The 22,744-nt window shown below is 41.0% G+C and carries 18 protein-coding genes; 12 read left to right on the plus strand and 6 right to left on the minus strand.

The features are described from left to right. Nucleotides 1-625: 625 nt before the first annotated feature. Together VK159_RS10015 and VK159_RS10020 are read left to right on the plus strand one after the other, a co-directional pair. Nucleotides 626-3,256 carry a valine--tRNA ligase gene (locus tag VK159_RS10015; RefSeq protein ID WP_324229996.1) on the plus strand — a complete coding sequence of 877 codons (2,631 nt, stop codon included), beginning with the start codon at nt 626-628 and terminating at the stop codon, nt 3,254-3,256. A gap of 18 nt (nt 3,257-3,274) precedes the next feature. Further along, entirely contained in the window at nt 3,275-3,745 is a 471-nt protein-coding gene (locus tag VK159_RS10020; RefSeq protein ID WP_324229997.1) for a hypothetical protein, read from the plus strand. Nucleotides 3,746-3,857: 112 nt separating this feature from the next. Here VK159_RS10020 and VK159_RS10025 read toward each other — a convergent pair whose 3' ends face one another. Beyond that, nucleotides 3,858-6,683, minus strand: coding sequence for a hypothetical protein (locus VK159_RS10025; RefSeq protein WP_324229998.1), 2,826 nt, complete (start codon nt 6,681-6,683; stop codon nt 3,858-3,860). Nucleotides 6,684-6,752: 69 nt separating this feature from the next. Between VK159_RS10025 and VK159_RS10030 the strand changes: the two genes are divergently transcribed. Continuing rightward, on the plus strand, nt 6,753-7,469 hold the full coding sequence (locus VK159_RS10030; protein ID WP_324229999.1) for a PrsW family intramembrane metalloprotease: 717 nt from the start codon (nt 6,753-6,755) through the stop codon (nt 7,467-7,469). A gap of 9 nt (nt 7,470-7,478) precedes the next feature. Next, nucleotides 7,479-7,772: a hypothetical protein gene (locus tag VK159_RS10035; protein ID WP_324230000.1), complete on the plus strand. Its 294-nt coding sequence runs from the start codon at nt 7,479-7,481 to the stop codon at nt 7,770-7,772. Nucleotides 7,773-7,774: 2 nt separating this feature from the next. Here the strand turns inward: VK159_RS10035 and VK159_RS10040 are convergent, their stop codons facing one another. Together VK159_RS10040 and VK159_RS10045 are read right to left on the minus strand one after the other, a co-directional pair. Beyond that, complete coding sequence (locus VK159_RS10040; protein WP_324230001.1) at nt 7,775-8,083, minus strand: hypothetical protein; 309 nt, start codon at nt 8,081-8,083, stop codon at nt 7,775-7,777. A gap of 94 nt (nt 8,084-8,177) precedes the next feature. After that, nucleotides 8,178-8,675 (minus strand): Lrp/AsnC family transcriptional regulator, encoded by a 498-nt coding sequence (locus VK159_RS10045; RefSeq protein ID WP_324230002.1) that lies wholly within the window; start codon nt 8,673-8,675, stop codon nt 8,178-8,180. Nucleotides 8,676-8,791: 116 nt separating this feature from the next. Between VK159_RS10045 and ahcY the strand changes: the two genes are divergently transcribed. Together ahcY and VK159_RS10055 are read left to right on the plus strand one after the other, a co-directional pair. Continuing rightward, nucleotides 8,792-10,120, plus strand: a complete 1,329-nt coding sequence (gene ahcY, locus VK159_RS10050; RefSeq protein WP_324230003.1) for an adenosylhomocysteinase — start codon at nt 8,792-8,794, stop codon at nt 10,118-10,120. A 194-nt stretch (nt 10,121-10,314) separates the two neighbouring features. Then, nucleotides 10,315-10,698 carry a cupin domain-containing protein gene (locus tag VK159_RS10055; RefSeq protein ID WP_324230004.1) on the plus strand — a complete coding sequence of 128 codons (384 nt, stop codon included), beginning with the start codon at nt 10,315-10,317 and terminating at the stop codon, nt 10,696-10,698. Nucleotides 10,699-10,783: 85 nt separating this feature from the next. Here the strand turns inward: VK159_RS10055 and VK159_RS10060 are convergent, their stop codons facing one another. Next, a complete protein-coding gene (locus VK159_RS10060; protein ID WP_324230005.1) occupies nt 10,784-11,488 on the minus strand; it encodes a twin-arginine translocation signal domain-containing protein in 705 nt (234 codons plus the stop codon). Between the two features lie 364 nt (nt 11,489-11,852). On the opposite strand from VK159_RS10060, the gene VK159_RS10065 reads away from it, so the two are divergent. The 6 genes from VK159_RS10065 (at nt 11,853) to VK159_RS10090 (ending at nt 18,110) form a co-directional block, all read left to right on the plus strand. After that, a complete protein-coding gene (locus tag VK159_RS10065) occupies nt 11,853-12,626 on the plus strand; it encodes a hypothetical protein (protein WP_324230006.1) in 774 nt (257 codons plus the stop codon). Next, on the plus strand, nt 12,623-13,231 hold the full coding sequence (locus tag VK159_RS10070; RefSeq protein ID WP_324230007.1) for a hypothetical protein: 609 nt from the start codon (nt 12,623-12,625) through the stop codon (nt 13,229-13,231). The genes VK159_RS10065 and VK159_RS10070 overlap by 4 nt, the downstream gene beginning before the upstream one ends. Nucleotides 13,232-13,351: 120 nt before the next feature. Continuing rightward, nucleotides 13,352-14,989, plus strand: a complete 1,638-nt coding sequence (locus VK159_RS10075) for a M14 family metallopeptidase (RefSeq protein WP_324230008.1) — start codon at nt 13,352-13,354, stop codon at nt 14,987-14,989. 23 nt (nt 14,990-15,012) lie between these two features. After that, nucleotides 15,013-16,749 carry a M14 family metallopeptidase gene (locus tag VK159_RS10080; RefSeq protein ID WP_324230009.1) on the plus strand — a complete coding sequence of 579 codons (1,737 nt, stop codon included), beginning with the start codon at nt 15,013-15,015 and terminating at the stop codon, nt 16,747-16,749. Between the two features lie 120 nt (nt 16,750-16,869). After that, a complete protein-coding gene (locus VK159_RS10085; RefSeq protein ID WP_324230010.1) occupies nt 16,870-17,508 on the plus strand; it encodes a peptidylprolyl isomerase in 639 nt (212 codons plus the stop codon). Nucleotides 17,509-17,804: 296 nt separating this feature from the next. Beyond that, nucleotides 17,805-18,110, plus strand: a complete 306-nt coding sequence (locus tag VK159_RS10090) for a hypothetical protein (RefSeq protein WP_324230011.1) — start codon at nt 17,805-17,807, stop codon at nt 18,108-18,110. A 57-nt stretch (nt 18,111-18,167) separates the two neighbouring features. On the opposite strand, the gene VK159_RS10095 is transcribed toward VK159_RS10090, so the two are convergent. Beyond that, nucleotides 18,168-19,607 (minus strand): RagB/SusD family nutrient uptake outer membrane protein, encoded by a 1,440-nt coding sequence (locus tag VK159_RS10095; protein ID WP_324230012.1) that lies wholly within the window; start codon nt 19,605-19,607, stop codon nt 18,168-18,170. A gap of 19 nt (nt 19,608-19,626) precedes the next feature. After that, on the minus strand, nt 19,627-22,626 hold the full coding sequence (locus tag VK159_RS10100; RefSeq protein ID WP_324230013.1) for a TonB-dependent receptor: 3,000 nt from the start codon (nt 22,624-22,626) through the stop codon (nt 19,627-19,629). Nucleotides 22,627-22,744: the final 118 nt, after the last annotated feature.

Here is a 22,744-nt window from a genome sequence, read left to right on the forward strand (position 1 = left end):
GAACAAAACGGGGAATGGGTTGATGAGGGTTCACCAGCGTTTCAAAACTATCCACAACCTGCTGACCATCATGGATATAAACTGCTATTTCAGTAATACCGTTTGAAGCTGCGTACCCACCTGTTGTCTCAATATCTGTAATAGCGTATAGCATAACCACGTAAAAACACGTTTTGGCAAATTAAAATAAAAAGGGCAGATTTTTTGCCGACTGCTCAAACTAAAGTAAATTCGTATAAGATTTACCTCTACCACTCCTGTAAGAACTCAACAGTACGATTAGAATTCCGTATTTCCTGTGAAGTAATTTGTAACCTTTTAAACTTAAAAGTTATGGCATCAAATTCATCACAAATGAGTGACACAGTGAAAACTACAATTTTTGTAATTGTATTTTTCGCAGCGATTGCATTGATTACCTTATTAATGTTCGGTTAATCAATTGCCTATGATAAGAAATTTACTCAATTGCTGTTCGTAAGAACAGCTCAGTACCTTTTTCACCTTTTTTTAAAGCTCCAGTAATGGAGCTTTTTCATTTCTATCCCCTTCTCAACCAGAGGATTCCTTCGGCCAATCAGCCTCGCTTTCCTTAACTTTGCCCACCAAAAAAGATACATCCTGCATGGAACTGAGCAAGAATTTTGAGCACAAAGCATCTGAAGAAAAATGGTATAGCTACTGGAACGAACAGAAGTATTTCAACAGCACTCCTGACGATCGGGAACCTTTTACGATCGTAATTCCTCCGCCCAATGTAACAGGTGTATTGCACATGGGGCATTGCCTCAACAATACCATTCAGGATGTGCTTGTTCGTCGTGCCCGTATGCAGGGCAAAAATGCCTGCTGGGTGCCGGGTACCGACCATGCTTCGATTGCAACCGAAGCAAAAGTGGTGCAGATGCTCCGTGAAAAAGGGATTCAGAAAGCTTCCATCAGTAGGGATGAATTTCTCGGCTATGCCTGGGAGTGGAAAGAGAAATACGGTGGGATCATTTTGCAGCAATTAAAGAAAATGGGTTGCAGTTTAGATTGGGAACGTACCAGTTTTACAATGGATCCTGATTACTATCAATCGGTGATCAGTGTGTTTGTTGACCTCTACAACAAAGGCTTTCTCTACCGTGGCAAGCGCATGATCAACTGGGATGTGAAAGCGAAAACTGCTTTGAGTGATGAAGAAGTGATCCGTAAAGAAACCCAGCAAAAACTTTATCATTTACGTTACAAGATCGATGGACTGGATGAACATATCATCATTGCCACCGTTCGTCCTGAAACCATCATGGGAGACACAGCGATTTGTGTGCACCCAAAAGACGAACGCTACAAACACCTGCATGGCAAGTTTGCGTTTGTTCCGTTGATCAATCGCCGTATACCCATCATTACTGACGAATATGTAACAATGGAGTTTGGAACAGGTGCGTTGAAGGTTACACCTGCGCATGATATGAACGATTACCAGTTGGGTCAAAAACACAACCTGGAAGTAGTTGATATTTTCAATGAAGATGGAACGCTGAATGAAGATGCACAGATCTTAATTGGCGAGGAACGTTTTGAAGCAAGAAAGAAGATTGTGATTGAACTGGAAGAAAAAGGTCACCTCATTAAAACAGAAGATTATACCAGTGAAGTAGGCTATAGCGAACGCACAGACGCAGTGGTTGAGCCACGTTTGAGTTTGCAATGGTGGGTAGATATGAAAAAGATATCCGGCCCGGCTTTGAATGTGGTGATGAACGATGATGTTAAATTCTACCCGGCTAAATTCAAAAATCTCTACCGCCATTGGATGGAGAACATCAAAGACTGGTGCATCAGTCGTCAATTGTGGTGGGGTCATCGCATTCCTGCATGGTATGATGCTGATGGAAATTATGTTGTTGCTGCAACACATGAAGATGCCCTGCAACAATATCAAACAAAATTCGGCAAAGCTCCTGCTGACAATACGCTCTCGCAAGATGAAGACTGCCTCGATACCTGGTTCTCTTCCTGGCTTTGGCCTTTTGAAGTGTTTAAAGGTTACAGCAATCCCGGCAATGCAGATGTGCAGTACTATTATCCAACCAATACATTGGTAACAGCTCCCGAAATTATCTTTTTCTGGGTGGCCCGTATGATCATGGCCGGCATGGAATACCAAAAAGAAATTCCATTTAAAGAAGTTTATTTTACCGGTATTGTGCGTGATAAGCAGGGACGTAAAATGAGCAAGAGCCTTGGCAATTCTCCTGATTTACTTGAATTGATCGATAAATACGGTGCAGATGCCTGTCGCTTCGGCATCCTTATAGCCTCTCCTGCCGGTAACGATCTGTTGTGGGAAGAAAGCAGCAACGAACAAGGCCGCAACTTCAACAACAAATTATGGAATGCGTTGAAGCTGGTGAAGATGTGGGAGGGACGGACCATAGACCATGGACCACAGACCTCGGGTGAAAACAGCTTTGAAGTTGAATGGTTTGATAACCGGTTAAATGAAGCGAAAGCAGAGATCGATCAATTGTTCAAAGAATTTCGTTTGAGTGAAGCATTGAAAACGATCTATTCACTGATATGGGATGATTTCTGCAGTTGGTACCTGGAATGGGTGAAGCCTGGTTTTGAACAACCGATCGACGCTGCAGTCTATAACAAAACAGTTGAATTCTTTGAGGAGCTGATGCAGTTGCTTCATCCGTTTATGCCGTTTATTTCAGAAGAGATCTATCATGCATTGAAAGAACGGGCAGCAGGCGACGATATCACCATCAAACAACTTTCATCCGCTTCGAAAGCAGATAAACAAGTATTACAACTGGCAATCCAATTAAAAGAAGTGATCACTGCTTTGCGTGATATTCGGGTAAAGAACCAGATTAAACCAAAAGAAGCCATCAAACTTTCAATAGAAACAGATCAACAACAGTCGTACCGGGCAATTGAATCAATACTTGCAAAACAGTTGAATGCTGAAAGCATCTCTTATGTTTCAGCTTCAGTAGCAGGTACTATTTCAGCTGTGATACAAAAGGATAAATTCTACATTGCAACTAAACAAGCAATTGACACGTCTTCCCAAAAAGAACAGATGCTCAAAGACCTTGAGTACCTGAAAGGATTTCTTCTTTCTGTTGAAAAGAAACTCGGAAACGAACGTTTTGTGCAGAATGCCAGACCCGAAGTGGTAGATATTGAAAAGAAAAAGAAAGCAGATGCCGAAGCCAAGATCAAAGCAATAGAAGAAAGCCTTGCATCATTATAACACAAATCAATTAGATTCATGTTGCTGAAAAGACCATTCCGTTTACTCTTGCCTCTTTTGGTGTTGCTTTTAAGTTTACAAACAAAGGCGCAGGACAAACCGAAGCCTAACACCTTAAAACCACCGCCACTTCAAACATTTTGGGGCAAAACAAAGGGTGGTGATCTGCCGCTTGAAATGGTATTAACAACTATTGACTCGGCTGTGTGGGTGATCGACGATAAAAAAAACCGTTATCATGTATCCCGTTTTATTGTGGTACACCGCAGCAAGGACAAATATGAAGATGAAAAAACGGGTGAAATAAAAAGCAAGTATAACTCTACTGCAACCAACGTTAGAAATTCCGGCTACTTATCGAAACTCTGGCAAAAAAATCTGTACGAGATCATTAAAAAGGAAGACGAAATACTTATCACTGATATAATTGTGAAAGACAGGTTTGGATATTATTACACTGCACCTGAAATCAAAATAAAGGTGATGTAAGAAAGCTGCAAGCTTATAGCAACCAGCTGCCGGCAATACAGCTCTGAAATTTATTTCCTTGATTAAAAATCCGTTCAAATCCTCCGCATCTGTGTCATCAGTGTATCTATCATCAGAACAAATCCAACGGCAACACCAACTCAAACTGATGCGGGTTCCGGTTTAATCCAAGGTCATCCACACTCAGCAAATAGCTGTACCGCACACCAAACGAGAACAGCTGCACATTCCACAAACGTGTATCAAAAAACAATTCTCCCCCAACCGATTCAAACGGAAACACATTACCAGTGCGCAAACTTTTTACTGCGGTATAATCATAAAACAAATTTGCTCTTACACGCATGAAATAGATCATCTGTCCAAGTCCAAATTCAGGATAAGCAATCGGAAAATGATAGTTGGTGCTGAAACGCCACATACGTGGGTAATTAAAAGCCTGGTATCCTCTTGCAAACGGAAAATTGTTACTGAAAGCGGAACCCCGAAGCGTATCACGTGCAAATCCTGTGGCAAAAAAAGCAATGCTGTGATTCCTGAATAAACCGGGAACATAGAATCCAATATTGCCTTGCAACTGATTACCTAATCGGCCATCTGTGGTTCGTCTGTACCGCAATGATATAATATTTGCCCACTTGGGAAATATCTGTTGCCTCGCTTGCTGACTTTGTGTTACCCAACTAAGTCCAGTGCTGATATAATTAAATTGCTGATCCTTTAAAATATTCTTTGCAATACCCGTAAAATTAAATCGCTCTGTATTGTAGGAAGCAGAGAGTGTAAGATTCTTATACGTCATACCTCCGGAAAAGTTGAGCGGAATACTGAACCCGGCATTCAGGTTTGTTTGATTGAAGGTGATCGTTGTATCCTCGTTCAATGCAAAATTCCTGTTCCATGTTTGCGATGCACCAACTGACAATTGCGGATACAATCCTCCATAAATAATATCTGCCGATACCTGGTTATAACCTTCGTTGCGGTTGTAAGTATATCCATATTCACCAACGAATGTGTTCAGAATATTCTCGCTGTAAAATGTTAATCCATAATCAGGATCTTGTGCAAAAGGGCGCCAGCTATGAATGTTTAATAACCCTTTACCTGAACGATAACGTGTTACTTCTCCGGATAAAGGCTGTATATTCTTCAACAGATCAGGTGCAGCGAACGTTTTAGTGGAGAAATACAGATCAGTTAATGTAGCAGCTGTTTTTTCTTCCACCAGTTTTGCTTCACTCAACTTTTGCTTCAGTAACATATTACCATCAGCAGTAAATGTATTCCAGATAATTGTTTGCGATTTTGTATCAAGACTTGCCTGATAATTTCCATTAGGCAAGTCAGCTGCACGAAACATTTTCTTACTCTTTACATCATACAGAAACAATACATCTGTTCCATTTTGTGAGGAAGTAAACAATATCGTATCTCCCGCCACCTGTACATAGGCCAATACTGCATTGCTGAATGGAAATAATATTTGTTCCTGCTTCGTTGAAAGATTTGTTTGCAACAATGTCATTTCACCTTTTGCATTTCTCACCGCACTGATCACTGAAGAAGCATCAGCCGAAAAACGTGGATAAGTGTAAACGTATTGATTGGAATTCGGCAGATCAACAACTCCACTATCATTCAACTGCAATACTCTTAAGTTTGTTTGCTGATCAGTTCCTGCATTCACCGCAACAACAGCTGTTGCATCAGGCGAAATATCGGGTTGGAACAATCTTGTTTTGCTGCTGATCTTTTTCACTTCATTTACTCGTGTGTCCCATACTTTGAGTACGGAATATGTTTTCCATCCCCAGCGAGGATCAGTACTAAAAGCAGTGTACACTACTCTCCCATCTCTGTAAGAATAATAATTATCATCAGCAATATCTTTCACTCTCAATTTTTCTTCCTTTCCATCTGTATGAATACGTACCCATCTTGGTATTTGCCTGTAACCCGATTTCAACACCAATACGCTCCCGTCATCTGTAATAAACGGATATTCATAATTCACCACACTATTCTTTATCGGCTTATTGACAGATTGCAATGATTGAAACACAGATGTTTCTTTTATTTTCATCTCTTCTTTATACCACTTGAATGCATCATTTACAAACTGTTTGTAGGCAACACCTGTGTGACGCTTCACTGCTTTTTGATAAGGGTAAAACAATCCTTTAAAATCAAGCGCATCATTGTTCACTTTTGTCCATAGATCATTCCCATATTTTTCACGACCATAACTCACCAACAAATAACCCAGATCATAATGATTCGGAACAAAATGACGATAAGATCCATTACGCAATTTCTGGTAAGAATAATTTTTATCTGCAAGCCAAAGCGAACGGTAAGAGTTAAAGAAAAAAGGTAAACGTCCACGCCCCTGTTTGCCGTTCACTGTTTCCTGCCATACAGCATCACCTTCCCAAAACCAATCGGGCACAGCAAGATTCATGGCAACCGCCTGCCCTTCCTGACCAAAAAAGAAACCTGCAATTTTCGGAATGGTTCGATTGAAGTTGGAAAACTGTTCGATGTGTCTGAACTCATGCAATGCGAGATATTGATGCCAGGGCACCGCACCGCTGCCAAGGTTTGTAAGATCGGGCATCATATAAAATTCACTGCGCCATGGGGCCGGACCAACATATGCGTTTGATGTAGTGGTTTGATTTTGCAGCACCACATTGAACTTTCTTAATTTATAACCCAGCGATGAAGCGGCTGTATCACGCACCAACTGATGCGATAACCATGCTGCTTCCCTTGCCTGCTTTTCCAATCCTTTTGGAAAGATGATACGCACCGTATCAGTATTCAACTGGTAAAACTTCATGGAAGTTGGATTGCCACCAAAGCGTTGCGCTTTTAACTGGCACATCAACAAAACAGAAAATACAATCGTTGCAATAAAAGATTTCTGATTCATACTTAAAAATAAATTGAACTGAGCAAATAAAATCATCTTCTGCAAGTATCTTTAATCAATTTCACCGCTATGCTCCTGCTCGCCCTTTCTATTGCACCCGGTATTGCCATCAGTCTTTACATTTTTCTGAAAGACCGGTTTAACCGTGAGCCACATCTTAACCTGCTGATCTGTTTTCTGCTGGGCTGCCTGAGTGTTTTACCTGCTATTCTCATTCAACTATTAACGGTAAAACCTGTTGAAAGGTTGATGGGTGGTGGAATTTTATACACTGCTGTATTTGCATACGTTATTGTTGGGCTGAGCGAAGAATGGAGTAAATATATTATGCTTCGCTCTTATGCTTTTCCAAAGAAAAGTTTTGATGAACCGTTTGATGGCATTGTTTACAGTGTAATGATCGGGATGGGATTTGCAACAGTTGAGAATATTCTTTATGTTAGAGAACACGGCTTAGGCACTGCCATCATTCGCATGTTTTTAAGCGTTCCTGCCCATGCAACATTTGCTGTATTGATGGGCTATTTTGCGGGCAAAGCAAAGTTTAAACCGGAGCGAAGGAAGTTCTATTTATTCACAGGTATTTTCTGGGCTGCATTCTTTCATGGAACCTATGATTTCTTTTTGTTCCTGCAGGGAAATCCCACTGTAAACAAATATTTAAGCGATGGTTTATTATTTGTTGGTGCCGTTGGTTCCTTCATCTTTGCAGTATGGCTTTCAAAGAAAGCTATTAAGGAGCATCATAATCTATCAAAGAATATGTTTCACCCGACATTTAAGTAAACCAGGCAAATGAAATTCAATTTCTCCGATCGTTTTCTAAACATCAGCATTGCAATCGTATCATACCTGCTCTACATCGTTAATTTGTTCAACGTTTACATGACACCCGGCTTTCCTTATCGTAACGTCATTCTGGTTTACGCCTTCTGGGCTTTCCCTATCATAAGCCTGTACTTTGCTGCCAAATATTTTATCAAATTAACAAAAGGGGAACCTGAAGCAAAACCATTTGTTGCTATTCATGTATCAGCACTCATTATCTTCTTCGGCTTCATTATTTACCTGCTGCCAAAAATGGAATAAGATTATTGGTTATGATGATCAACCAATTTCTTCATCATTTCAGCTCCCACCACATCAGCTGAAGTACCATAGCCGTTTACAAACACACCTTTGTGTCCGTCTTTCGATTCAATGGCATACACAATTTCTTCGTCTGATGGATTGGTATCCCCTTCAAAACGATAGATCTCTTTGATCTCAAATTCTTCGGGTTCAAGATTGAGATCAGGATTGAAACATTGCAAAGCATTTGTCTGCAAATTGAAATCAAGCGTAAATCCTCTTGCTTTTAAGTCGTTGATTGCTTCGGTTACAGTGTCGTAGTTGTACATAGATGTTTAATTTATAGTTGATAATTTGAAAATGATAATTGTTTGCGGTTAAACGTCCTACGAAGGCACCTGACGTGGCATACATCGAACTTGTCTACACCATCACATGTGTCTGCTTCAACACGCCCATCACAAACACACTTTGTACATTACCCATGTTTTCGCTCTGGCTCAGTTTGTTTACATGAAAGTTATAATAATCATCCATGTTTTCCGCCACCACTTTCAACATAAAATCAAACTCACCGGAAATATTATAGCACTCGATCACTTCAGGCAGTTCATTTATATGTTTAATAAATTTCGTGCCTGCATTTTTGCTGTGTTCTTTCAGCGACACATAGCAGATCACCATCAACCCTTTTTTTACTTTTGCATGATCGATCAAAGCTGCGTATTGTTTGATGACCCCGCTCCGTTCGAGCCATTTAATACGTTCATGCACCGGTGTCGTGCTCAGGTGAACTTTATCAGCAATTTCTTTCACCGTCATCCTTGCATTTTGTTGCAGGAGACGCAGAATGCTGAGGTCGGTTTTATCCAGCGTAACCGGTTCTTTAGTCGTTTGTTCTGTTTTCGTTGCTTTTGCCATGGGTAAACAGGTTTTTGTCCTTTTATCTACCTCCAAATTAGAATGATTTCCTGAATTTATTCACATTCGTATTATTTTATCCTGAAAAACTACCTTTGCCATCTAAAACATTATATATGTCAACGCTCACAAGAAACACAATTGACTTCGATCTGAAGTACAAAGTAAAAGATATCACATTGGCTGAATGGGGCCGCAAAGAAATTCGTTTGGCTGAAGCAGAGATGCCAGGCTTAATGAGTCTTCGTGAAGAATATGGTGCGTCACAACCATTGAAAGGTGCACGCATTGCCGGTTGTTTGCACATGACCATCCAGACTGCTGTGTTGATTGAAACATTGATCGCATTAGGTGCTGAAGTAAAATGGAGCTCTTGCAACATCTTCTCTACACAAGATCAGGCTGCTGCTGCTATTGCCGCTGCAGGTATTGGTGTATATGCATGGAAAGGTCAATCACAAGAAGAAGCTGATTGGTGTATTGAACAAACATTGTTCTTTGGTTCACCTGATCGTCCATTAAACATGATCCTTGATGATGGTGGTGATTTAACCAACATCGTATTGGATAACTACTCTGAACTCGTTGCCGGTATCAAAGGTTTGAGTGAAGAAACTACAACTGGTGTACACCGTTTGTATGAGCGTATGGCGAAAGGTACATTACCAATGCCTGCGATCAATGTAAACGACAGCGTTACAAAATCGAAGTTTGATAACAAATACGGTTGCCAGGAAAGTTTAGTTGATGCGATCCGTCGTGCAACAGATGTAATGATGGCTGGTAAAGTAGCTGTTGTTGGCGGCTATGGTGATGTGGGTAAAGGAAGTGCTATGAGCTTACGTGGTGCAGGTTGTCGTGTAATTGTTACGGAGATCGATCCTATTTGTGCATTGCAAGCTGCAATGGATGGTTTTGAAGTAAAGCGTATGATCGATGCCGTGAAAGAAGCTGACATTATTGTTACAGCATCAGGTTGCCGTGATTTGATCACTGCAGAACATTTCAAAGCAATGAAAGACAAAGCTATTGTTTGTAACATTGGCCACTTCGATATTGAAATTGATGTTGCATGGTTAAATGCAAACTACGGCAACACAAAAGATACCATCAAACCACAGGTTGATTTGTATAACATCGATGGTAAAGATATCATCCTGTTAGCTGAAGGTCGTTTGGTAAACTTAGGTTGTGCAACAGGTCACCCGTCATTTGTGATGAGTAACTCTTTCAGCAACCAAACATTGGCGCAGATCGAATTGTGGCAGAACCACCGCAAGTACGAAAACAAAGTGTACGTTCTTCCAAAACATCTGGATGAGAAAGTTGCACGTTTACACCTTGCAAAAGTTGGTGCTACATTAGATGAATTAACTCCTGCACAAGCTGAGTACTTAGGTATTCCGCAGAGTGGTCCTTTCAAATCTGAATTGTATCGTTATTAATACAGCTTAAAGCTGCTTGTAAAACCCGTTTCGTTTTGAAACGGGTTTTTATTTTGCACTCATCAGAATATTCGCTTTCTGTTCAATTTTAAATTAATGCTCTAAGCCGGTTAAAATGAGTTATATTTACTTACATAGATTGCCCAGCATAATGACAAATTGCATGGATTAAATCTGACAAACAGAAAAAAAATATGCAAAGTATTAATATGGCAGGAGACAACGGAGAACTGGAAAAAGGAAAGCCACACATAGTGGTTGAAATAATCGATTACGTTCCAAATGCTGTTGTCAGCAAAACGATCATCCGTAAAACAACAGGCAATGTAACAGCACTATCGTTCGATCAGGGCGAAGAGCAAGGTGAGAAAATTACACCCTTCGATACGTTTGTTCAGATCATCGACGGAAAAGCGGAGATCACCATCGAAAACAATAAGCATGAGCTGCACTTAGGAACAGGCATTGTGATTCCCGCTCATAAATTACATTACATTAATGCGTTTGAAAAATTCAAAATGATTTCGACTGTTATTAAAAGCGGTTACGAAGACATTACGCCAAGCTATTCACTATAACATTCTCTGTTCAATATTAATCCCCGGCTGACACTATGTTCAACCGGGGATTTTCTTTTGTGATGAATGAACTTTGCTTGCAAGATCATCCAGCGAAAATATAACCACATCCATGCTCCTGTGCCCTGCCTAATGCCCATACACCTGAAGGCACTGGTTGAATATTGGGCAATATCCCTGCTAACCAATCTTTACGAACGGCTTCCACATCCATATTCATCATACCGGCTGTAGCAGCAGAATAAACGGTAAACGCCGCCTGGCAGTAACAGAACATTACACCATCTTTCTGCAGATCGTTGATGCCAAGTGGCACTGGTCCAATACCCGGAATCACAAAATCATCAGGCTTTGGTTGCCAAAAAGGATTACGTGTGGCTGCCTTCCCTGTTTTTGGATCGTTGGCCTTAAATAATTCCCCAAGCTTATACTTTTCCCAAAGCTTATCTTCCATGGCATAACCAATAGCAGTGTGCCTAAGAACTACCACAACACTACAATCTTTTGGCGTAGTGCCGGTGGCTTCGTTCGTCATCAAAAAAACTTTTGGCCATGCAAACGGATACAGCTCGTGTGGTTGTGTAGCATCAAACACCATCCGGTGTTTACCTTTGATCTGTTTAAACCACTCGTCAGGATTGCCTTCATCGGTTACAACGTCTTCGTTTAATAATGGTGCTGATTGAACTGCTTTTGGCAAAGAAGCCAAACCTAATGCAGCAGCACCTGCAGCAACGGCAGTTAAAAACTGTCTGCGTGCCGGTACATGTTCTTTCGTTTTCTCTTTCATTGCTTTTTGTTTTAAGGTTTTAACTAATAAGAAGGAGTAAGCACAGATGCTGCTTTAAGAATATTGAGCTAGAAAGCAGCTGTCAGATTTAATAGAGGCGGACGAAGGGAAGTAAGTATTCCAAATTAAACATTTCGTTTACGAAATGCAAGTACTGACGCTAAAAATTCCGGCCCGGAAATGTTGTTTTATAGAAAGCCACCGTAACAAGTTTCTCGCTATTTTTACCCGGCAACAGCGCTTAAGCATGAGATTATCAAAGGTTTTTATTTGTTTATGCTTCATATTCATTGTACCCATTTGTATTTATTCACAAATAAATGGAAGCCCTGTTGTAAACAAACAAAAACAGGCTTTGGCCTTTTTGAAACAAACTACTCTTACCAACAGTAACTATTGGGCGTCGGTTAATCAGCAATTATTTTTACAGAACCTGGAACGAAACATCGAACAACCTGTTTTTCTTTATGCAGGCCGTAACACCAATTTTTGTGCATTTGCTGTAGTTGGTTATGTAATGTCGAGACAAGACCCATTGGGGTATGTGCAATTTATGATCAGTCTTTACAAAAACGGAAAAGCAGAATATGCCGGTGTGATGTACAAACCTTCAGAGGCGATACGAAGACAGGTGGGATTGGTGTTGTATGAAGGCGAATTGGATCGTAACGATGCGGATCAAATGCTCTTCTTTACATTGGCCGATCATTTTAAAGGCTATATCAATCTTTTTCATCTTCGCTATAAAGAAGGGAGAGAACTCGGTCTTTGGGCTGCAACAAATCTTTCGAAGTTTAATGACATGTTGCGTGCAACCATGAAGGCAGAGATACAATGTGTTGGTTACGATCTTATAAGATTAAAACTGAAGAATCCTGTGCAATTCATGCAGGAGAAAATAGAGACCGGCGACGTATTTCTTTACCTCAACAATCGTATTCTTCGACGCAAGAATCATGGAAAAGTAAAAAAACATATTCCAACTCACTTTGTGCTGTTGAAAAAACTTACCGAAGAAAACGGCATTGTTACCATGACCTATTGGGACGCAGGCTTTACAACACAACGACAAATTGAACTCACTACATTTAAACGTTTGCTCTATGGCGTTAGCTGGAGTGTAAGAAACAGGAAATGAACAATCGCCTGCAACATATTATCTACTGGATATTACTCATTGTAACCGCTACATCCTGTTCTGTTTCACGACAGTTCCCGGTAAATTATTACAAGGAGCACGAAAAAGATATTGTGGGAATAGAAGCAGTTTATAGTCATATTGCACAACCAAAACTTCTGTCGCTCGGCTTTACTGATCGAGATTTCAGGCATGTGTTGATTGAAATGAAAACCGACAGCATCCGTTATGTGTATGAATTCAATTTCAACGACCCTTCACTCTACGACAGTTTATTCAAATATGGATACGATACTACAGCTACTGCCTATTTATTGCAGTATATGAAAAAAGCGAACTGCACCTGGGTGAACAAGCTCGATTATTATGTTGCAGGACAAAAACGTTTACTCACTTTCATGTCTATTCGCAACAAATCACTTCGTGCACCTTTTGCTCCTGAAAAATATTTTATTCTGACATTTTATAGTCAACCTCAATACTACGATGAAAACGGAATCTTACTCGACAGACGCAACCTTCGACGGGCAAGAAAAGTAAACAACGAGATATTCTACCGCATTAACGAGAAGGTTTGCTATACCATCTCTGCAAAATTCAGATAACGCAAAGCGAACCCCAATTCCTGATTCCAACATCTTCCTATCCCCCTATTCCACCATTCATCAAAAGCAGTGTGGCGGGGTTTTGTTTTCAGTATATTCGGTTTCCAAAACAATTTCTTTATGATGAAAAGTATAGGTATTTATCTGTTGTGCCTGTTATGTTGCAACAGCATAACTGCACAAACCGGTTACAGCAATTTTGCCCAGCAAACCAACCGCATCAATGCATTGGCAAAAGCAAATCCGCAATGGGTGAAAATAAAATCAATCACGAAGACAAATGGTGGCAAAGACATTTGGCAGATCATTATCGGCTCCGGCAACACAGAAACAAAACCCGCTATTGCGGTGATTGGTGGTGTGGAAGGAAATGCGCCATTGAGTACTGAACTTGCTATTGGCTTTGCGGAGCAATTGATGCAGGGTATTGCAACCGACAGCATTAAAAATCTGTTGAACAAAACAACGTTCTACATTTTTCCCAATATGAGTCCTGATGCAATGGAACAATCCTTTGCATCACTACGTTACGAACGCCAGGGCAATGCTACATCAACGGATGATGATCGTGACGGCAACAGCAATGAAGATGGATATGACGATCTTGATGGCAATGGCAAGATCACGTGGATGCGTGTTGAATCACCGGTTGGTACACATCGAGTTCATCCAAACGATCCAAGAGTATTGATCAAAGCCGATGTAAGCAAAGGAGAAAAAGGAAACTACCTTGTATTTACTGAAGGAAAAGATAATGACAAAGATGGCAGTTTTAATGAAGATGGAGAAGGCGGTGTTTGGTTCAATAAGAATTTAACTTTTAAGCATCCCTCTTTTTCACAAGGCTCAGGTGAATTTCCTGCAAGCGAAAAGGAAACAAGAGCATTGCTTGATGAATTGTTCGATCGTTTCAATGTATATGCAGTGATCAGTTTCAGCAGCAATAATAATTTGACTACGCCTTATTCTTTTAATGCACAAGCTGCAACAGCTCCTATTCTTGCAGGCTGGTTAATGCCCGATACAAAAGTGAACAGCATGGTAAGCGAACTCTATAACAAAACGGTTGGATTGAAAGATGCTCCTGCTTCGTCAGTAAGCGGTGGCGATCTGTTATCGTGGGGTTATTATCATTATGGCCGCTTCAGTTTCAGTACGCCGGGTTGGTGGGTTCCGAAAACAAAACCTGATACTGCAAAGAATGAAAAAGCATTCACCGTAGAAGATCCTTCAGCGAATTACCTGCGTTGGGCATCGCAACAAAACATCAACAATGTTTATACAGAATGGAAAACAATTCAGCATCCTGATTTTCCCAATCAAAAAGTAGAAGTGGGCGGTGTTGATCCGTTTGCATTGAACACACCTCCCTACTCGCTCGTTGCTGATCTTGTAAAAAAGCATAGTACATTTTTAGTCAAACTTGCTGCAACACAACCGGAGATCGATATTATCAACGTGCAAACAGAAAAACTGGTAAATGGATTAACAAGAGTTACACTTGAGGTGATCAATAAGTCTGCGTTGCCATCGCATTCAAAATTGGGCGAACGCAGTTATTGGGTAAAACGCATCAATGTAAAAGTGAACAACAGCAGCAGCCAATCGATCATCAGCGGTAAAAAGATCCAACTGCTGAATGCACTGGAAGGTTACAGCTCCAAACAATTGAGCTGGCTGATCAAAGGAAGCGGCAAGATCACAATTGAAGCCGGCAGTCCTACTACCGGAACAAAAACAATTGAGGTTACACTTTAATGTTCACTCCAAAATTTTTAAGTATGAAACTTCACATAAAACAATTCATCGCAGCAACTGCACTCAGCATTACGGCACTATTTGCAACAGCACAAACTGCTGATCAGATATTTAAAGCAGCAGGCTCGCCAGCCAATCCGAAAGTTGCGGTTAGCTGGAACCGTTATTACGATCATGCAGGTATTACAGATATCCTGAAAAAAATCGCAGCAGCACACCCGGAGTTAGCAAAACTTCAATCGATCGGTAAATCATTTAAAGGCCGTGATATCTGGTGCCTTACCATCACCGATTTCAAAACAGGTAATGCTGATCAAAAACCCGGCATGTATATCGATGGCAACATTCACTCCAACGAAGTGCAAGGTGCCGAGTTTTCGATGTACACAGCATGGTACTTAACCGAATCGTTCAAAGACACACGCTTCATCAAAGAGCTATTGGCCGATAAAGTTTTTTACATCGTTCCAACCATCAACCCAGACGGTCGTGACAGTTATTTTCACGAACCAAATACAGGAAGCTCACCTCGCTCTGGTGTATTGCCGGTTGATAATGATCGTGATGGTTTAGTTGATGAAGATGGTTATGATGATCTGGATGGTGATAATGAAGTGTTGATCATGCGTCGCAAAAATCCGAATGGACGTTTGCGTGTTGATCCATCTGACCCACGAAGAATGATACAGGTTGGCCCTGATGAAAAAGGTGAATATGAAATGCTGGGGCTTGAAGGAAAAGATAATGATGGTGATGGAGTAGTGAATGAAGATGGTTACACGTTTCAATACGATCCTAACCGTGACTGGGGCTGGGGATGGCAACCAAACTATATCCAGAATGGAGCGTATAAATATCCTTTCTCGTTACCTGAAACAAGAGCCGTAATGGATTTTGTGATGAAGCATCCGAATATTGCAGGTGCACAATCGTATCACAATGCAGGCGGAATGATCTTACGTGGTCCTGGCGACCCAACAGACCAGGTTACCTACAATCCACAGGACATTCAGGTGTATGATATTATTGCAAAGAAAGGTGAAGAGTTGATTCCCGGTTACCGATATCTCGTTGTACATAAAGATCTCTACCCTGCTTATGGTGGTGAATTGGATTGGTTCTATGGCGGTCGTGGTATCTACACGTATTCAAATGAATTATGGACGCCGTATTTAATGTTCAACAAGGACGCAACACGCAATCCGCAGGATAATACCAATTTCAACTTTGATACTTATCTCCTGTTCAAAGATGCGTTTGTTGACTGGCATGAATACGATCATCCGCAGTACGGCAAAATTGAAATTGGTGGTTTCAAGAAAAATTTTGGACGTGCACATCCCGGCTTTTTATTAGAGAGTGATGCACATCGCAACATGGCATTCACCATCTATCATGCATACCATACACCATTGCTGAAAGTTGATACGGTTACAGAAAAAGATCTTGGCAATGGATTGAAAGAAGTAACGGCAGTTATTTCAAACAGTCGTATTATGCCAACGCATAGCAGTCATGATCTGAAATATAAAATTGAACGTCCTGATCATATTTCGATCAGCGGTGTAAAAGCAATTGCAGGAATGATCGTTGAAAATGCTGATCTCAACATCACAACTGAGCAAACAAACAATCCTGAAACAATTGAAGTCGCCAATATTCCCGGCCTGTCAACTGTTACGGTTCGTTGGGTGGTGCAAGGTGGTGGAAAGTATACGATCAGTGTTGATAGTAAGAAAGGTGGAGTGGCGAAAAGGTAATTGGGAATTAGTAGATAAGTAAATAGGTATACAAGAACAAAGTCTCGGCTTATAAGTCGGGACTTTTTTATGTGCTTTTGTTGATGAAAGCTTTGTAATTTTCGGCATCAACCTTTCAACATGAAATCATTCCTTCTTTTAATAGTCACCTCTTTCCTGTTTGCACAAGCCGATGCGCAGGTATTAAAAACCGATGCCAACCTGTTAAAACTTAAAGCACCTGAAACTTTCAAAGCCGAATTTGTTACCAGCAAAGGCAACTTCACCGTTGAAGTATATCGTAGCTGGTCGCCGTTGGGTGCCGATCGTTTTTATCAACTCATACGCAGCGGTTATTATAATAACACGGTTATTTTTCGAGTGGTGAAAGATTTTTTGGTGCAATTTGGCGTAAGCGAAGACAAACAGAAGAATATCTTCTGGCAGGGAAAGAATCTGAAAGATGAACCCGTTGTTGGATCAAATACCGACAGTACCATTTGCTTTTCACGAGGCGCCCCTAATACCCGTAAAACATCCATCTTCATCAACCTGCGCAACAATCTCACGTATGATACATTAAATGCAGGAGGCGTGAAAGGATTCGTACCTTTCGCAAAAGTGATAACCGGTATGGATGTGGTGCGGCAATTCTTTTCCGGATATGGCAACGATGCTATGAAACCTGCCGATACCATTTACTTCAAAGGCAATAAATGGTTCATTAACAAATTTCCGCAGATCGATATCATCAAAGAAGCAAGGGTCATTAAAGACTGATCGTTTGTTTAATTACTGAACCGGAATATTCAATAAGCTATCAACATTGAAAGCAGGTTAATTACAATCTGCTTTTTTAACAGCTGTAAAGGGCAAGTTTTCCACAAAAAATCATTTGTGCATGAGTTTTGCTTTAGAAAATATTCCCATATCCGCATCAGTAAACCACACTGAACACACAACTTTTAAAAACTTACTGATGACATGAGCCCTAAATATTATTGAGCAACTTATCCTGAATGCGAAAATAATCTCCAAGGCGAATAACATCCGGCAACCGCAAAAAACTTCAACAGATGAAACTACAAGTAGCAAAAAACATTCAATTCACCCGTTTGATCAAAGCAGATGGACGCTTACGTGAATTTAATTTCAGAAAGCTTGGTGGCTTACAGGAAGGCTCCTTCAGTTTAGATGTAGCCGACGAACGTGGAAACAGGCTACTGTTTAAAATGCATAAAGAAGATAACAAGTGGAAAATATTGGAAAGCCACGATCTGCCCGACTGGGTGACCTCCTCAACCACGATGTTGCACGAGAAGATCGAAGAAGTGATGAATGCGCATCTTCCACACCAGGAAGAGCACGAGCAACAATCGTAAAGAAAAAAGCTGTTCAGTATTACCTGAACAGCTTTTTCTTATGAAATCGTATTGTAATTAATAACCTTGGTTTTGTACCAGGTTCGGATTCACTTTTATTTCATTGAAAGGAATCGGGAAAGTCCATGACCTGGATGTTGGCCCGATATTACAATTGGCTGCACGTGAGCCCCCTGCTACGCCACACTCGGCACGCACAATTGTTTTGGTTGTTCTTCTGAGATCAAACCAACGATGCCCTTCGCCCAACAACTCTACCCTGCGTTGCAGTAAGATTGCATCGAGCAATGCTGCGCCAACTTCTGCACCAATGGCTACACCACGGTTTGTACGCAATGTATTCAAATCGGTCAGCGCTGTAGGATCGTTTGTGCGTTGTTTTGCTTCAGCACGCATTAACAACAATTCGCCTGCACGGAAAACTTTAAAACTGCGCAAACCGGGGTATTTCCAACATAGGGTGCGTTGAATACCACCAGTACCGGCTTGGTTAAACCTATTAATTCCGGAATTGACATAAGCTCCTCCCTGTGCCTGCAGCACAGCACTCATAGCTGCCGTTACACGATAGTTGGGGCTGCTGCCACTGATTGATCCTCCGGGACGTAATACATTATCAGACGGGATGGCCCAATATACTTCCGAAGTTGGTGCTTCTTCGCCTGCAATGGCAAATGTAGAAACATAGGCAGCTGAATTACCAACAGGTCGCAAACCAAGCGCCACATTTGCATCTGCTATAACAGCGTCCCATTGTGAAGCATAATAATTCACACGTGCACGCATAGCGTATACCACTACGCTATCAATATAATTACGTGAGGTATTATCGGCTGTGTTATCAGCAACACGAAAAGCAACCAATGCATCACCAAGGTCTTTCAGGATGGCATCATAGTTTTCTTTCACTGTATTACGTGCGGGCAAATAGGCAAATGGCTTTACCGGATCAAAGCTTGTTACGTAAGGCACACCTAACGCATTTGAGTTACGTCCAAACTCAGGAGCGAAATAACGCATCAAATCGAAATGAGCATGTGCACGAATGGCCAATGCTTCTGCTCTTATGCGTTTTGCTTCAGTTGCTGTTGCTCCTGTTTCGTATGCAGGTAAATAAATCAGCAGGTTGTTTACCCTTGAAATAATTTCATAAGGTTGCACAAAAATACCTGCTGCCTGGGCGTTATCAGATGCATAAATCATTTCGCTCATTACATTCCAGTTACCCAAACTTTCCAGTGCTTCTACAAAATCATCGCCCATCAACTCAGGCAAACTGCTCCAGCCACTTGCAGAGCCGGAAGCGGCAGGACTGCCATAATAGTTATTAGTCTGGAAGCCTGAATAAGCACCACGTAAAGCGTTGCGTACATCGTCAAATGTTTTGAGTTCAGTAAGCGACGTGTCGGGCATTGTGTCTAACGGTTTTTTGCATGCCATAAATGCCGTCAGCAACAACATCAACATGAAATAAACCGGTTTTAATTTCATCTTCATATCTATAAAATTTCGTTCATTAAAAATTTAAGTTCAACCCAAAGTTTACACTGCGTAAAGCAGGATACTGTGCGCCTGTTACCGAAGCATTTGAGTTAGGGTCACCATCATTGATCGATGAAACTTCCGGATCCCATCCCTGGAACTTATGCCAGGTGTAAAGATTTTGCCCCTGTACAAACAAACGCAGACCTTGTATCTTCAGCTTTTCTGTTACACTTTTTGGCAAAGCATAAGAGAGCATTACATTCCGTAAACGCAGGAAATCACCTTTTTCAAGAAAACGTGTTGTTTGGCTTTGCGTTGCTTCATCAATACGTGGAAAGTTTGTTACCTGGCCCGGAGTTGTCCATGCATTTAACGCATTGCGAGAAAAACCAGACGTTGTATATTGATAAAATTCCACGTTAAACCTCGCTGTATTAAATACATAATTACCCGCTGAATACACAAAGAATGCGGAGAGTTCAAGCCCTTTAAAATTGAATGTATTCGTAATACCACCATTATGTGGTGCATCACTTGTACCCAATACTGTAAGGTCATTCGCATCATACTCTTCTGTTATAGTTTTACCATCTGCCTTGATGTATTGTGAATTACCGTTAGCAGGGTTTACGCCGGCGTATTGTACCAGGTAAAAACTGTTAAGTGGTTTGCCAACCTGCAAAGCCTGGAAACTTTTAAACAGCTGGAAGGTTTGATTATCGGGCAGTGCTTTGATGGTATTTTTATTAAATGCATAGTTTGCATCTAAAGTCCAGGTGAAACTTTTCTTATCAACAATTTTGAACGACAGATTCACTTCGACACCTTTATTTTCCATATCTCCCGAATTGGAGAGAATGACTCCGTTACCACCACTCGTTGCAGGTACTTTTGGTTCGAAGTACAACCCGGTTGTTAAACTTTGATAAAGCTCCACTCCACCTCTGATACGGCTTTTCAATAACTCAAACTCTAAACCTACGTTGGCTGTTCTTCTTTTTTCCCATGTAAGATCTGGGTTTGCAAGTCGTGTAATATTTAATGTTCCTTGTCCACCGTAAGTTGCCCGTCCATATTGCTGGAGATAGGGGAATTCGCCAATACCGCTCTGATTTCCTACGGCACCAAAACTTGCTTTCAGTTTGAGATAATTAATTGCTTTTACTTTAAAGAAATTTTCGTCTGATACAATCCAACCAGCACCTACTGATCCATATTGGGTCCAGCGGTTAGCAGGGCTTAAACGGGATGAGCCATCTGTTCTTCCCGAAACAGAAAGAAAGTATTTGTTGCGAAACGAATAATCGACTGTTCCGAAATAAGAAAGCAATGAACTGTTTTCCGGAAAACCACCGCCAACAGTTGGAATATATCCATTATCTGCAGTACCAGCTACAAGACCTGCTTCATTATCAAACGGAAGTAATAAACCGAAGCCTGTGAAATTAAAGCTTCTTCCTCTTCGTCTTAAAAACTCAGTATATAATGCTGTGCTTAACTCATGTTCATCGTTTGCGCCAAACGATGTCTTGTAGGTTAAGCTGTTCGTGATGGTTGATCTGAAACGACGATCAAAGCCTCTCCCAATACCACCTTCACTTAAACGACCACTACCGATTGCAGCATTTTGCGCTGCAGCCTGTGTACCGTTCTTGGTAATACCAAATGTTTCCACTTGCGAATAGTCGCCACCTGCATTTAAACGATACGTAAGATTTTTTATTCCTGGAACTTTGAATTCAACAAATACATTACCTGTTGATTTCAATTGCCAGCTATGATCACCATTTTCTATCAACTCTTCTGCCGGATTTAACCAGAACGGAAATTGAACTGAATTTGAATAGCTTCCATTAGCTTCATATGCAGTCTCGTAAGGCAAAGCCCACAATACTGTATTTAAAGGAGAGCCTACACTCTGATCGCCTTCGAACGTACCACGAAACTTCGACCAGCCACCTGCAAGATTTACTCCGAATTTGATAGTACGCTCTGTATGACCAATATTCAAACGGCCGTTATAACGTTCCAATCCGGTATTGATCGTAACACCTTCCTGATCGAAATAACTAAACGATGTATAGAATGTAGTTTTCTCTGAACCACCGCTTGCGCTAAGCTGATGCGATTGCATTATTCCGTCACGGAAAATAACATCATTCCAGTTGGTATTTACATTGCGGAATGCTGCCACTTCTGCCGCCGACCATCCCCATGGATTACCGGCAATGTTCATTTCAAAATCAAGTTTCTCCTGCGTGTTCATGAGTTTCAACTTGTTTTCAGGCAAAGTTGAAACGCCGATTTGTCCATCATAGGCAAAACGAACTTTACCGCTCTTTCCCTTTTTCGTTGTAACAACAATAACACCATTCGCACCACGTGAACCATAAATAGCTGTTGATGCGGCATCTTTTAAAACAGATACGCTTTCAAAATCGCCTTGGTTCATCGTACTGAAATCACCTGCTCTCACTTCTACCCCATCAACAATGTACAACGGATCAACAGAACCATTTACCGATGTACGTCCACGAATGATCACATCTGCATTGCGACCAGGCTGACCTGAACCTGATTTTACATTTAAGCCCGGTGCCTGCCCTTGCAATATCTGATCGAAAGATGCAATGGGTTGTGTGCGGATGTCATCAATTACAACTGTTGATGCCGAACCAATGTTGGACCGTTTTGAACGTGTGCTGTAACCGGTTACCACCACTTCTTTTAATGCATTCACTGTAGCTGTCACAGTTACGTTCATCACTGCGGCATCAACAGGTACTTCTCTACGCTCAAAAAAAGTACTTGTGAAAATAAGTACATCGCCTTGTTTTGCTTTGATTGAAAAATTTCCTTGTGCGTCAGCAGTGGTGATGGTTTGTGTACCTTTTACCTGTACAGTAGCAAAAGGTTGCGGCTCTCCTGTTTGTGAAGTGATCTTCCCCGTTACAGTTTGTGCCTGCACAAAAGCAACGGAGAACAGACCAATCACAAATGCAAAGAGACCCCGGAGGTTTTCTCTTGTCATGAATGATAAGGTTTTGATGTGATGAATAAATAAATTAACTGATCCTCTCTTGTTAAGATCAACTAAAAGTGTGCGAATAACGTACACTATGAATTAACTGACAACACATATTTATGTG

It is taken from the genome of Lacibacter sp., from assembly GCF_035299325.1.
Taxonomy (GTDB): Bacteria; Bacteroidota; Bacteroidia; order Chitinophagales; family Chitinophagaceae; genus Lacibacter.